Annotated in this window: 9 protein-coding genes; 3 read left to right on the top strand and 6 right to left on the bottom strand. The window is 72.4% G+C overall.

The window, feature by feature from the left end; genetic code table 11:
- Positions 1–74: 74 nt before the first annotated feature.
- Entirely contained in the window at positions 75–1076 is a 1002-nt protein-coding gene (locus tag AB0D59_RS03985; RefSeq protein ID WP_362560455.1) for an NADP-dependent oxidoreductase, read from the bottom strand.
- A 712-nt stretch (positions 1077–1788) separates the two neighbouring features.
- Here AB0D59_RS03985 and AB0D59_RS03980 point away from each other — a divergent pair.
- The 3 genes from AB0D59_RS03980 to AB0D59_RS03970 are packed head-to-tail and all read left to right on the top strand — an operon-like array spanning position 1789 to position 4945.
- Positions 1789–3687: a Xaa-Pro dipeptidyl-peptidase gene (locus tag AB0D59_RS03980; RefSeq protein WP_362560453.1), complete on the top strand. Its 1899-nt coding sequence runs from the start codon at positions 1789–1791 to the stop codon at positions 3685–3687.
- A 53-nt stretch (positions 3688–3740) separates the two neighbouring features.
- The gene (locus AB0D59_RS03975; protein ID WP_362560450.1) at positions 3741–4259 is read left to right on the top strand and encodes a SigE family RNA polymerase sigma factor; all 519 of its coding nucleotides are present in this window, start codon (positions 3741–3743) and stop codon (positions 4257–4259) included.
- A 5-nt stretch (positions 4260–4264) separates the two neighbouring features.
- A complete protein-coding gene (locus tag AB0D59_RS03970) occupies positions 4265–4945 on the top strand; it encodes a hypothetical protein (RefSeq protein WP_362560447.1) in 681 nt (226 codons plus the stop codon).
- Between the two features lie 277 nt (positions 4946–5222).
- On the opposite strand, the gene AB0D59_RS03965 is transcribed toward AB0D59_RS03970, so the two are convergent.
- The 5 genes from AB0D59_RS03965 to AB0D59_RS03945 all read right to left on the bottom strand — a co-directional run bounded on the left by AB0D59_RS03965 (position 5223) and on the right by AB0D59_RS03945 (position 13188).
- Entirely contained in the window at positions 5223–6374 is a 1152-nt protein-coding gene (locus AB0D59_RS03965; protein ID WP_362560444.1) for a substrate-binding domain-containing protein, read from the bottom strand.
- Between the two features lie 155 nt (positions 6375–6529).
- The gene (locus tag AB0D59_RS03960) at positions 6530–7600 is read right to left on the bottom strand and encodes an ABC transporter permease (RefSeq protein WP_362560442.1); all 1071 of its coding nucleotides are present in this window, start codon (positions 7598–7600) and stop codon (positions 6530–6532) included.
- Positions 7597–9126, bottom strand: coding sequence for a sugar ABC transporter ATP-binding protein (locus tag AB0D59_RS03955; protein WP_362560439.1), 1530 nt, complete (start codon positions 9124–9126; stop codon positions 7597–7599). The genes AB0D59_RS03960 and AB0D59_RS03955 overlap by 4 nt, the downstream gene beginning before the upstream one ends.
- Positions 9127–9248: 122 nt before the next feature.
- On the bottom strand, positions 9249–11978 hold the full coding sequence (locus AB0D59_RS03950; RefSeq protein WP_362560437.1) for a SpoIIE family protein phosphatase: 2730 nt from the start codon (positions 11976–11978) through the stop codon (positions 9249–9251).
- A gap of 232 nt (positions 11979–12210) precedes the next feature.
- Positions 12211–13188 carry a cyclase family protein gene (locus AB0D59_RS03945; protein WP_362560434.1) on the bottom strand — a complete coding sequence of 326 codons (978 nt, stop codon included), beginning with the start codon at positions 13186–13188 and terminating at the stop codon, positions 12211–12213.
- Between the last annotated feature and the right edge of the window lie 191 nt (positions 13189–13379).

Here is a 13379-nt window from a genome sequence, read left to right as displayed (position 1 = left end):
GAGATGCCAGGGGGCGCGCCCGTCGCGCCGATGCCCGACCCTGGCGGGGCATGGGACCGACGGGTGCCGGCGGCTCACATCTCGACGACGACCTTGCCCTTGGCGCGGCCCTGCTCAAGGTGGGCGAAGGCGTCGGCGATCCGGTCGAAGGGGAGGACCCGGTCGGTCACCGGCTTCAGTTCGCCCTTGTCGACCAGGTCGGCCAGCAGATCGAGGTCGGCTCCGCTGGGGTGCATGAACAGGAAGCGGTAGTTGACGCCGTTCTGCTTGGCCTGGCGGCGGGTCTTGGCACTGATGACCCGCAGTGCGGTGGCCAGGAGTGCGCCGCCGTCGAAGTCGGTGCGGGCGTTGGCGGGCGTGGGAGGGCCCGCGACGGAGACCGTGGTGGCGCCCGGCTTGAGAATGGTGAAGGAGTCCGGCAGGTCCTGGCCACCGGTCAGGTCGAACGCGCCGTCGTAGTCACTCAGCACGTCCTTGAACTTCTGCTGCTTGTAGTCGATGACCGTCGTGGCACCCAGGGAGCGCACCAGTTCCTCGCCGCGGGGGGACGCGGTGGTGGCCACCTCTGCCCCCATCCGTACGGCGAGTTGGACGGCGAGGGTGCCGACGCCGCCGGCTCCGCCGGAGATGAGGACCCGGTCACCGGTGGTGACGCGCAGCTCGTCGCGCAGGGCCTGCAGCGCGGTCAGTCCGGCCAGCGGCAGTCCGGCCGCGTCGGCGAAGCCGAGGGACTGCGGCATCCGGCCCACCAGGGCCTCGTTGACCACGGCGTAGGGGGCGTAGGCGCCCAGCTTCCGCTTGTCCACGCGGGCGAACACCCGGTCGCCGACGGCGAAACGGGTGACGCCGGGGCGGACCGCCTCCACCACGCCGGACAGTTCACTGCCCGCGACCTGCGGCAGGTCGAAGCGGTGCACCCTCCGCATCGCGCCCTGGCGGATCTTGTAGTCGATCGGGTTCAGGCCCGCGGCCCGTACCCGGATGAGTACGTCGCCGTCGCCGGCCGTGGGCTCGGGGACGTCGCGGAACTCCATCGCGTTCGCGTCCCCGTAGCGGGTCATCACGTATGCCTGCATGTCAGTCACCTGTCTTCTGCGTTCTCGCTCGGAGGAACCGTGGCGGCAACGGCGTCGGTCCGTTGGCATGCCCGATGTCGCTCATGCGCGGGTATGCGCCGACAACGCCGAGCAGCAGCCAGGCGGCGATCACGCGCCGTCGTCGGGTCACCCAGTGCGCCCGGGCGTAGAGGCCTGGAGGCGTGACGCCATGTCGTTCCGTCCTTGTCTCGCACCGAGCGGCTATATGTACACCCTAAGGCATTTTTACCGTGGACTGTAAATTTAACCGGGCGGGTAGGAATGGCGCACTCATGCGGGGGCGGAACCGCAGGCGCGGACAGCAGACGGACCGGACCGAGCGATCGCGCGACAGGACCTGGCCGAGCGACGCTTCGACCGCGCGCACGTGTCGTTCTTCTGGAATCCCTGAGCCTTCTGGAATCCCTGAGCCGAATCGTCCCCCGCACACCTCCCGAGGCGGGTCCATGACCGGGTGGCGTTGGCCCGCGCACAGGCCAACGCGCTGCCCGGGCGCGGCCTGTCGCGGCGGCGGCTGGTTCGGGGACTTCCGGCGGGAATCCGAGAGGACTCCCCTGAGCCGGGGTGCGGCCGCAGGGCGAGGAGTGTGCTCCCGCGGCGGGGCAACCTCCCCCGGGGGCCAGACGGTTACCCGTTCGTGCATCCCGACAATTCTGTGGCGTCACCTCGCGAACGCCGACACCGACGCCGAATGCCGCTCCCGACGACGGCCCTCATCGCGACCGTGGTCATCGCCCTGCTGGCCGGCTGCTCCTCCTCGACGAGTCCTTCGGTCCCGGGAGCGGGCGGCCCGGCCCCGACGACGGCCGGTGCGGCGGGCCCTTCCGGGGAGAGCAGGCCGGTCTACTCGTACAAGAAGGCCGTCCGGGAGACCGTGTGGGTCGACACCGGGCTCGACGGGGACGGTGACGGGAAGAACGACCGGGTGGCCGTCGACATCGTGCGCCCCGGCGAACCCGCAGCCAAGGGCCGCAAGGTCCCGGTCGTCATGGAGGCCAGCCCCTATTACTCCTGCTGCGGCCGTGGCAACGAGAGCCAGAAGAAGTCCTACGACGCGGGCGGGCAGCCGGTCCGCTTCCCGCTCTTCTACGACAACTACTTCGTCCCGCGCGGCTATGCCTTCGTCGCGGTCGACCTCCCCGGCACCGGCCGCTCCGACGGCTGCACGGACGCCGGAGGGCCCATCGACATCCGGTCCACGAAATCCGTCATCGACTGGCTGAACGGGCGCGCCCACGGCTACACCAGCCATACGGGCACCACCCGCGCACAGGCCACCTGGACCGACGGCGCCACCGGGATGATCGGCAAGAGCTGGGACGGCAGCATCGCCAACGGGGTCGCGGCCACCGGCGTCAAGGGCCTCAAGACGATCGTCCCGATCAGCTCCATCTCCTCCTGGTACGACGCCTACTTCTCCCAGGGAGCCTGGCTGGTCGGAAGCGCGCCCACGCCCGGTGCGCTGATCCGCATGGTCGAGAGCGATGCCGTCGGCAAGCGCTGCGCCGCCGTCAACAAGCCGCTCGACGACCCGGCCGTCGTCAAGTCCGGTGACTGGTCGGCGATGTGGGCCGAGCGGGACTACGTGGCGGACGCGGACAAGGTCAGGGCGGGCGTCTTCGTCGTGCACGGCCAGCAGGACCTCACGGTCCGCACCAAGGAGTTCGGCCAGTGGTGGGACGCCCTCGCCAGGAACGGTGTCGAGCGCAAGATCTGGCTCTCCCAGACCGGTCACGTCGACCCCTTCGACTACCGCCGCGCCGACTGGGTGGACACCCTGCACCGCTGGTTCGACCACGAACTCCTCGGCTACGACAACGGCATCGACCGCGAGCCGATGGCCGACATCGAACGCAGCCCCGACCACTGGACCACGGACGCCGTCTGGCCGCCGAAGTCGACGGCCGCCGTGGCCCTCGGCCCCAGCCAGGGCGCGCAGCCGGGCGTGGGCACGCTCAGTGCCCACGCCGGAAGCGGGACCGAGACCCTCACCGACGATCCGGAGCAGAGCGAGACCGACTGGGCCGCGCACATCGACCAGCCGACCGGGGAGAAGGCCGGCTTCGTCACCGAGCCGCTGGTCAAAGCCCTCCGCGTCGCCGGGGCCTCGAAGGTCACGGTCACCGCCACCTCGACGACCGCGACCGCGAACCTGTCGGCGGTCCTCGTCGACCTGGGCCCGGCCACGATCCGCGACTACAACCCGGCCGGCCTGGGCATCTCCACGGTCTCCGGAAAGTCCTGCTGGGGTGAGAGCACGACACAGGACAGCGCCTGTTACAAGAAGACGGCGACCGACACCACGCACGTCACGAACACCGTCTTCAGCCGGGGCTGGGCCGCACTCGGCACCGCCGCCGACGCGCACAGGGTCCAGCCGCTCACGCCCGGCAAGCCGTACACCCTCACCCTCACGCTCGCGAGCACCGACCACGTCGTCCCGGCCGGCCACCGGCTTGCCCTGATCGTCGCGGGGACCGACCGGGGCATCGCCTACCATGCGGCCGACCGGCCGACGATCACCCTCGATCTGGCCCGCACATCCCTGCGACTGCCGGTGGTCGGGCAACCCGGTTGGCCCTCCACCTAGTTCCCTGGGTATGGGACCCATGAATACGGCGGGGGCAAAACGGAGTGAACCAGGTGGAGGCGGCGGATACCGAGTGGAGTTTCGAGGAGTTCGTCGCCGCCCGCGGAGACCGTCTGTACCGGGCCGCGTGGCTGCTGACGGGCGACGCCCACGCGGCCGAGGACCTGTTGCAGACCGCGCTGGCCAAGGTGTGGCCCAAATGGTCCCGCATCGCCGGCGACAACCCGGAGGCGTACGCACGCCGGGCGCTGGTCAACACCCATGCCTCATGGTGGCGTCGGCGCTGGCGTGGCGAGACCCCCACGCCGGAACTGCCGGACGTCACCGCGGGCCGGGATGTCTTCGCCGAGGTCGACCTGGAGCAGTCGCTGGCCGGTGCGGTCCGGCGGCTGCCACCGAGGCAACGGGCGGTCGTCGTCCTGCGCTACTTCGAGGACCTCAGCGTCGAGGAGACCGCGCAGGTGCTGGGCTGCCGCCCCGGCACGGTGAAGAGCCAGGCTGCCAAGGCGCTGCGGATCCTGCGTCAGCACCTGGGGCCGTCGCACGTACTGGAGGTCGGTGAGCAGCCGTGACACGCATGACGGAGCACACGGAGGAACACGGGGAGGGGCACGCGGAAGAGGAGCTGCGTGTGCTGCTGGGCCGGATCACTCCGTCGGGCTGGAATCCCCGGCGCACGCAGGAGATCCGGCGGCGTGTGGTGGCCCGGCGCCGGCGCGGGGTCGCGCTGACGGGCGCCGCCGCTCTCGCGTTGGCGGCGGCTGTCACGACGCAGATCCGGGATTCGCCCCCCGCCAGGGACCGGACCGCGGCGACTTCCGAGGTGTCCTGGGCGCCGCCCGGGTTCACCGGTCTTCCCCTGTCCGGCTTGTCCAAAGGGCGGTCCGCCGGGTGGCACACCGTGCTGCGTCCGGACGGAGAGCCGGGAACGGCTGTCGTCGCCACATTCAGCCCGAAAGCCTCCGCCGCTGCGCTGACCCCCGTCGTCGAGGGCGGGGCGCTGGTGTTCTACGTCCAGACCGAGACCGGAATTCCACGCTCCGCCGTGCGCCGACTGGACCGGGTCGACGAGTGGTGCGAGCGGGCGGGCGGCTCGCAGGAACTGATGCGCATCGTGGCTCCGGCCAAGGACGGGCATACGGCGCGCACCGGCTATGCGTGCCTCAACAACCCCTCGCCGACCGTGATCCAGCAGACCACCGAGATCCTGGCCACCGCCACCGCCACCGCCACCGCCACCGCCACCGTCGGCCGTTGATGCGACGCGTGATACTCAGCCGGAGCCGATCCCGGCGCCGCCGAGAACCTGTGGCACCTATGCCTTCCGCCGGGCGCGTGCCGAGCTCGGTCCGGGCCTGCGTATCCAGCTCGGCCACGGCACTGTGGAGCTGCAGATGCACCGCGCAGGCCCGCACGGTGTGCCAGGCGACCCCGCGCCAGGCGCGCGACCCGACCCTTGTACCGCGTGAGGCGGCGCGGCGGCTCGACGCCGTTCATGGACCACCCCGTTGGGGGTCGGGGCGTCGCAGTTTCCGTCACCTGCCCCAGATCTTCCGGTACGCCTGCCGGAAGCCCGACGGGTCCCAGGCCGAGGCCCCGGCGCTGTTGGCCGTCGTGGAGACGTGCACAGGTGCGACGTAGCCGCTGGCCGGACGGCCGGAGAAGGCGCGGTTGAACTCGTCGGCGATCTGCCAGCCCTGCAGCGACAGCGGCTCGGGGACGGTGGCCGCCTGGTACTGGTCGCCGTTGATGCGCTGGAAGGCGGACGGGTCTCCGTCGCCGGCGCCGATGTTGAAGGGCGGACCGGCGCCCTTCTCGCCGGCCGCGCGGAAGGCGGGGGCGGCGTCGGCGAAGTACAGGTCGTTGATCGCGACGGAGTAGCTCCACCGGCTTCCGAAGCGGGCGAGGAGGGTGGAGACCTCCCTGGCGGTACGGCTGCTCGCGTCCGGGATCGGGATGTTCTCGTACGCCAGCAGCCGCACGCCCGCACAGGCGGCCAGCCCCCTCCTGATCAGCTCGGACTTGTGGTGGGCGAACGGGATCGAGGCGTCGGTGAAGAGGACGACCCCGGCGTTGCCCCGGGAGTGCGCGATGACCCACTGCGCGCTGATCGCGGCGACGTCGCCGACGTCGGTGGTGACGTTGGTGAAGAGCTTGGGCTTGGCACTGGGGCCGGGGGCAGTGACCGCGTGCCAGCCGATGAGGGGGATGCCCGCCGCGTTGGCCAGCTGGACCTGCTGCGAGGTCGAGTCGGGGTCGAACCCGCCGATGACGATGCCCGGGGGCCGGAGGGCCACGGCCTCGCTCAGCGCCGCCTGGATACCGGCGGGGGTGCCCTCGCCGTCGATCACCCGGACGTTCCAGCCGATGACCTTCGCGGCCTCCCGCAGCCCCTTCGCGACGCCCGCGACTCCGGGGTTGGTCATGGTCTGCGCGACGAAGACGATCGTCTTGCCGGACACCGCCCTGGGGCCGCTGGTCGGCCCGTTCCAGGGGACGTCGGTCCGCTCCGCCCGGGTGACGGCGGCCTGGGCCCGTGCCTCGGCCGCGGGGCAGCCGCTCGGGCCGGTGGCGGAGGCCGCGGGGCCGTGCGGCAGGCCGCGTTCGCAGCCCGCGAGGGCGGTCGCCGCCGCCAGCAGGGCGAGGGAGACGAACCGGGCGGGGGAGACCTTGCGGCTGCGGTGCACGGGGACTCCTCGCGGAGGAGAAGGCGGAGGAGAAGGCGGAGGAAAAGGGGGAGGAGGAGAAGGCGGAGGAAAAGGGGGAGGAGGAGAAGGCGGAGGAAAAGGGGGAGGAGGAGAAGGCGGAGGAAAAGGACGCTGGGGAGAAGGACGCGGGGGGCTCATGGCGTGGGGCCCGCCGTGTCGCCGTCCCGGGCCGAGGGGGACGGCTCGTGGGCTACGGCGGACGCGTCGGTCCCGGTGCGCAGACGCCGGGCGGAGTAGCCGGCCAGTCCGACGGCGAGCAGCAGCGTGCCGCCGTAGAACAGCGGGATCGTCCAGAAGTCCGCACCCAGCTGGGCGATGCCGGTGAGGCCGACCGCGAGTACGGCGACGGCGACCAGCGTGCCCAGCGCGTTGGGGCGCCCGGGCCTGATCGCGGTGGAGCCGAGGAGGGCACCGGCGAAGGCGGGCAGCAGGTAGTCGAGGCCGACACTGGGATTGCCGATCTGCTGCTGGGCCGCGAGCAGCACACCGGCGAAACCGACCAGCAGCCCCGACGCGGCGAACGCGTACACGGTGTACCTGCGGGTCGGGATGCCGACGAGCTCGGCCGCGCGCGGGTTCGAGCCGACGACGTAGAGGTAGCGGCCGAGCGGCAGCCGCTCCAGCACCAGCCAGAGGACGACGGCGAGGGCCAGCACGTAGAAGGCGGGAACCGGAAGCCCGAGGAATCTGGAGTTGTAGAGATCGGTGAAGGCGGCGGGGAGTCCCTGCGGGCCGGGGACGATCCGGCCGCCGTCGGTGATCCAGCCGGTCACGGCGTACATCATGCTGCCGGTCCCGAGGGTGGCGATGAAGGAGTCGATCCGGCCGAACTCGACGACCACGCCGTTGAGGACGCCCACGACCGTCCCTCCGGCGACCACCACCAGGCAGGCCCACGGCCAGGGCCACCGCTCGTCGACCACGAGGTGTATCGCCATCACGTGCGCCAGGCCGAGGCCGTAGCCGAGGGAGAGGTCGAACGCGCCGGTCACGATGGGGACCGTGGCGGCGAGCGCGAGGACGGCCGGGATCGACTGGTTGAACAGGATCGAGTCCACCGTGTCCCGGGTGGGAAACGTGCGGGGCAGCGTGAGCGAGAAGACCAGGAAGAGCAGCGCGGTGAGGGCGAGCAGGCCGTAGGCGCCGACGTGGTGTCCGGCGGAGCCTCGGCGCGGCCGGGACGGGGACCTGGGCGAGGCGGTCATGAGGCCGTCGCGGTTCCGGCGGGAGGTCTGGCCGAGGCCGCCCGGGTGAGTCCGGCGACCGTGAGGGCCGGACCGGTCAGCTCGGCCGTCACGGACCCGCGGACGAACACCAGCGCCCGCCGGCACACCGCCACGACCTCCTCGAAGTCCGTGGCGACGAGCAGCACCGCGAGGCCGGCGGCCAGTGCCTCGTCGAGCAGACGGTAGACGGCGGACTTGGCCCCGACGTCCACGCTCGCGGTCGGCTCCTCCAGGATCAGCAGACGCAGGCCCACCGGGTGCCAGCGGCCGATCATGACCTTCTGCTGGTTCCCGCCGGACAGCGTGCCGATCGGGGCCTCGCCGTCCCGGGGGCGCACCGAGAACCGTTCGATCAGGCCGGCGGCCATCGCGCGTTCCCGGCGGGGGGCGATCCAGTGCAGCGCCGGCCTGCCCGCGGCGCGCGGGTTGGCCAGGAGGTTCTCCCGCACGGTCAGTTCGGCGGCGCAGCCCTCCCGCTGTCTGTCGCCGGGCACCAGGCCGACCCCGAGACGGACGGCGTCGGTGACCGAGCGAGGGCGGTACGGCCGGCCGCCGAGCAGCACCCGGCCGTCGAGGAGGGGCCGGGCACCGGCCAGGGCCCGGCCCACTTCCACGTGCCCGGCGCCGGAGAGGCCGACCAGGCCGAGGACCTCACCGGCCCTGAGGTCCAGGCCGACCGGTCCCGCACCGGCGGTCCGTACGCCGTCGAGGGTCAGGACGGCCGGGCCGGCCGCGGGGACGGTGGCGGGGCGGTAGCGGGTGAGTTCCTCGCCGACGATGTCACGCACCAGACGGGCGGGGCTGTGGCCCGCCAGGTCGCCGTGGCTCACGAGCCGGCCGTCGCGCAGGACGGCGAAGGCGTCGGCGACCTCGTACACCTCGTCGAGCCGGTGGGTGACGTAGAGCAGGCCATGGCCCTGGTCGCGCAGGGTGTGCAGGACGCGGAAGAGCCGGGCGCAGTCCGCGGCGGGCAGCCGGGCGGTCGGCTCGTCGAGGACGATGAGTCCCGCCCGGGCGGCCAGGGCCCGGGCGATGGCGACCAGCGACCGCTCGGCGGGGGAGAGCCGGGCGACCGGCGCGGCGGGGTCGAGGTGTCCGGCGACGGTCCGCAGGGCGTCGGCGCACCGCTCCCGGGTGCGCCGCCAGGAGATCAGTCCGGCGCGGCGCGGGTATCCGGTGCTCAGGGCGATGTTCTCGGCGACCGTCATCCACTCCACCAGACCGAGGTCCTGGTGGATGAAGGACATGGAGTCCGAGGCGGCGTGGCTGCCGAGCGGGTGCCCGTCCACCGTGACCTGTCCCGCCTCGGCGTGGTGGATGCCGGCGAGCACCTTGATGAGGGTGGACTTCCCGGCTCCGTTGGGGCCGAGGAGGGCGAGGACGCTGCCCGCGTGGACGTCGAGGTCGACCCCGTCCAGCGCGAGGGTTCCGCCGAACCGCTTGGTGAGTCCGCGGATGCGGACCAGCGGGTGCGCAGAGGTGTCGGGAGGGTCGTGCACGGACATCTCCGAGGGTCGGCCTGGTGAGTTCTTCCCGACTGTCGCGAGCGATCCTAATGCGTCTATCTACGTCATTTCGGGCACCTGTCGCGCTGTGTGACACCAACGGGTCAGTGGCGTCGCCGGTCTCAGCCGCCCCCGAGGCCGCCCCCGAGGCCGCCCCCGAGGCCGCACTCGGCCCAGATGACCTTGCCCTGGGGCAGATAGCGCGTCCCCCAGCTCTGTGCCAGCTGGGCGACGAGGAACAGGCCCCTGCCGCCCTCGTCGGTGCTGGCCGCCCGGCGCAGATGCGGGGCGGTGTTGCTGGTGTCGGAGACCTCGCAGATCAGGCTGCGGTCCAACAGCAGACGTACCCGGATCGGGCCGGAACCGTGGCGGATGGCGTTGGTGACCAGTTCGCTCAGCATCAGTTCCGCGGCGAACGCGGCTTCGTCGAGTCCCCAGTCGGCCAGCTGCCGCATGGCGTCGGCCCGGACCTCGCCGACGAGGGCGGGGTGGGGTTCCAGGTCCCAGGCGGCGATCCGGTCGGGGGGCAGGGCACGGGTGCGGGCGACGAGCAGGGCGATGTCGTCACCCGGGTGAACGGGCGCCACGCTGTTCAGGATCACCTCGCAGGTCTCGTCCGGTGTGCGCCCCGGTTGCGCCAGGACCTCGCGGAGCCGGCCGAGGGTCACGTCGACGTCGCGGTACCGGTCCTCGATGAGCCCGTCGGTGTAGAGGACCAGCCGGCTGCCCTCGGGGAGGTCGACGTCGACGGCTTCGAAGGGCAGGCCGCCAAGGCCGAGCGGAGGTCCGGCGGGCAGTTCGGGGAAGGACACCGTGCCGTCGGGGCGGACCAGCGCGGGCGGAGGATGCCCGGCACGGGCCATGGTGCACCGCTGGGTGGTCGGGTCGTAGATGGCGTACAGGCAGGTCGCGCCGAGGATGTCCGCCTCGGCGGCGAAGTCCACCCGGTCCAGCCGTCCCACCAGGTTGTCGAGGTGGGTGAGGACTTCGTCCGGGGGGAAGTCGAGTTCGGCGAAGCTGCGGGCGGCGGTACGCAGCCGGCCCATGGTGGCGGCGGAGAGCATGCCGTGGCCGACGACGTCCCCGACCATGAGGCCGACCCGGGTCCCGGAGAGGGGGATGACGTCGTACCAGTCGCCGCCCACGTCGGACTCGGCCGGCAGATAGCGATGCGCGACCTCGACGGCGTCCTGGTCGGGCAGGCCCTGGGGGAGCAGGCTGCGCTGAAGGGCCAGGACCATGGTGCGTTCGCGGGTGTAGCGCCGGGCGTTGTCGATGGACAGGGCGGCGCGGGCGGCGAGTTCCTGGGCCAGTGAACAGTCGTCGTCGCCGAAGGGTGCGGGGTCCTGTCCGCGGTAGAAGGCGGCGATGCCCAGGACGACACCGCGGGCCACCAGCGGGACCGCGATCAGGGAGTGGACGTGGGCGAGCAGTTCCGCGGTGTGCTCGGGGTCGTGGGCGAGCCAGCCCGCGGCGGCCTCCAGATCCGGTTCCAGCACCGGCTCCCCGCCGGTCAGACAGCGCAGCTGCGGAGTGGTCGGGCCGTAGTCGACCTGCTTGCCGACCGGATGGAAGGGGCAGTCGTCGCGGATGCCGTGGACCACCGTACGGCGCAGGTCGCCGTGCGGGTGGGCGGACTCCTCGCCGCGCAGTACGGCCTCGGGCAGGTCGATGGTGACGTAGTCGGCGAGTCGCGGCACCGCCGTCTGGGCCAGTTCCTGGGCGGTGCGGCGCACGTCCAGGGTGGTGCCTATGCGGGCACTGGCCTCGGACAGCAGCTCCAGCCGGTGTCGTGCGGCGAGGGCGTACCGTCCGACCTCCGGCTCCCCCACCAGCAGTAGTCCTCTCGACGGGGGCGCGGCGGCACGGCGACCGCCCGGTGCCGCCACGACCGTGACGCCCCTGCCGCCCGAGGCGACCCGGCCGGGTGCGATGACGGCCCCGGACGGCAGCACGATGCCGGGGGAGGCGGGCTCGGCGGGGAAGTCGGGCAACTCGTCGAACTGCCACGGGGTGGCGAGGGGATCCCGTGGTGCGGGGCCGGGCAGGACGGCCTCGATGGCCACGCCCTCGACGCCGGTGGCACTCGTCATCGGACGGCTGAGCAGCGTGACACGCCGGCCGTCGGACAGGCAGACGTGGAGAGCGGCCCGCTGCGCGCGGGAGAGCAGTTCGGTGGCCCGCTCCATGAGGATCGCACGGTCCTGCGGGTGCTGTTCGAGGGCCAGTTCGTCCAGCCCGATGGTGTGGTGACGGCCGACGGCGGCCTCGGCCTCGGTCTCCACGTAGGCCCGCAGCAGCGCCCGCTCGCGTGCGGAACTCTGCCTCAGCAGCCGCCGTTCGATGGCGCGCGCCGCCTTGCGGATCACGGTGGCCAGCCGGGGGTCGTCGACGGAGCGTGGATAGCCGAAGCACAGCACACCCTCGATACGGCCGCTGAGCGGGTCGCGGACCGGGAGCGCACGGCAGGCGCTCGTCTGGGCCCGCTCGGCGAAGTGCTCGGCGCCATAGACCCGGATGAGCTGCCGCTCCGCCAGTGCCAGACCGATGCCGTTGGTGCCGGCGACCTGCTCGGCGAACACGAATCCCGGCACGCGCTGGATCGCCGGGAGGCTTCTGGCCAGGGACGCCTCGCCGAAACGGCGCACCAGGACGGTGCCGTTCGCGTCGGCGACGGCGATGTTCAGCCGACTGCCGGCGAACCTGTACTGCAGCCGGTCCAGCACCGGCACGGCCGCGCGGACGATCCGGGCGTCCCGCTCGAAATCGTCCCGGAAGGGGAGGTCGGACCGGTCCGCCGAGAGCCCCAGGGACCGGCAGCGCTGCCACGAGTTCAGGATCGAGGTGCGCACGTCCGCTGCGACGGGTTCGCCCCCCAGGAAACGCTCACGCGAACGCGCGGGCCCTGTGCCGCCTGTCGCACGCCCCGTGGACGTCGGTGCCCCGCCGAACAGCACCACGCTTCGCCTCACTAGCGAGAGTCCACTGTCCATTAAACAATCTCGTATTTATAACAATACGGATATTGTGGGCGTGCGTCACGGGGAAGGTGTCTTTGTCATGCGCAAGCCGTTGGGCCGGTCGTCACAGGACCGCCACCGGGTTGACGGGTGAGCCCGTCCCGCCCGGGACGTTCAGCGGCGCCACGACCAGCAGGAACGCATACCGCCCGGCCTCCGCGGTGGCGGCCGAGAGGGCTTCCAGGTCGAGGTTGTCCAGCAGCGGGACGCCCATCGCGGCCAGGGCCAGGGCATGGACCGGCGAGTGCACGCCCTCGACGGGAGAGGGCCGTACATCGCTGTCGCCGTCACCCCCGAGCAGCGTGATGCCGCGCTCCGCCAGCAGCGGTACGGCGTCCACGTGGAAGCCCGCGCTCGCGGTGTCCGGGTCCCAGGCGCCCACCTCCGTACGGCGGCGGACCTGCCCGGACCGCAGCAGCACCGCGTCGCCCTCGCCGATCGTCACCCCGAGCGCCCGCTCCGCGTCGGTGACGTCCTGCGCGTGCACCGCTCGCCCCGGCTCCAGCCAGCGGGTCCCGAGGACGGCGGGGAGGTCGAGGAGCACACCCCGGGTGACGAGGGGCCCGAGCGCCGACACCGCACCGAAGCGGGCGCCCGCGGTGCCGACGACGTCGGCGGCCGTCCGGCCGTCGTAGAGCTGCCCCCGGTAGGCGACATGGCACAGAGCGTCGAGGTGCGTGACGCCCTTGCCGTGGTAGTCGGCGGCGATGAAGTCCTTGTGGGCGGTGGGCTCCGGGCTCTCCACGTCACCGAGGTCGGTCATGTGGTGCAGCGCGGGCCTGCGGTTGTCGGGGCCCGGCCGGGTGTTCCACGGCAGCGCCAACGGCACGACCACCCCCGACCGCACTCCCGCCGTGGCCCGCCGTGCCCGGTCGGCGGTCACCCGGTTCCAGGCACCGCGGTCGGCCGGGTCCCAGCGACCCCAGGTGCGGACCGCCTCGAAGAGTGCGTCGAACTCCCGACGGGAGACGGCCGGCCCGTTGCCGGTGACGGCTGATCCGGACCCGGGCGGATCGGGGGCAGCGGCGGACTTCGAGGTCATCTGCACTCACCTCCGCTCCCTGGGCGGGACGCCCGGGGAAGTGGCGCCTGTGATCGACTCCAGCTTCGCACAGCGGCTCGCGCGGACAGGCCCGGATGTGGGCCGCCTCGGTCTGGGGCGACCATGGATGAAGGCACCACGCCCGCCGATGTTGCACGAGCCAGGGCACCGGGCGGGAGGGAAGATGAGGG

Source organism: Streptomyces sp. NPDC048417 (assembly GCF_040651615.1).
Classification (GTDB): Bacteria; Actinomycetota; Actinomycetes; order Streptomycetales; family Streptomycetaceae; genus Streptomyces.
This window is presented reverse-complemented; position numbering and strand designations above follow the sequence as displayed.

What these genes read in the sequence shown, in the direction of transcription:
- AB0D59_RS03985 (WP_362560455.1), bottom strand. Translation starts at nt 1,076, where the DNA reads ATGCAGGCATACGTGATGACCCGCTACGGGGACGCGAACGCGATGGAG.
- AB0D59_RS03980 (WP_362560453.1), top strand. Translation starts at nt 1,789, where the DNA reads ATGCCGCTCCCGACGACGGCCCTCATCGCGACCGTGGTCATCGCCCTG.
- AB0D59_RS03970 (WP_362560447.1), top strand. Translation starts at nt 4,265, where the DNA reads ATGACGGAGCACACGGAGGAACACGGGGAGGGGCACGCGGAAGAGGAG.
- AB0D59_RS03960 (WP_362560442.1), bottom strand. Translation starts at nt 7,600, where the DNA reads ATGACCGCCTCGCCCAGGTCCCCGTCCCGGCCGCGCCGAGGCTCCGCC.
- AB0D59_RS03955 (WP_362560439.1), bottom strand. Translation starts at nt 9,126, where the DNA reads ATGTCCGTGCACGACCCTCCCGACACCTCTGCGCACCCGCTGGTCCGC.
- AB0D59_RS03945 (WP_362560434.1), bottom strand. Translation starts at nt 13,188, where the DNA reads ATGACCTCGAAGTCCGCCGCTGCCCCCGATCCGCCCGGGTCCGGATCA.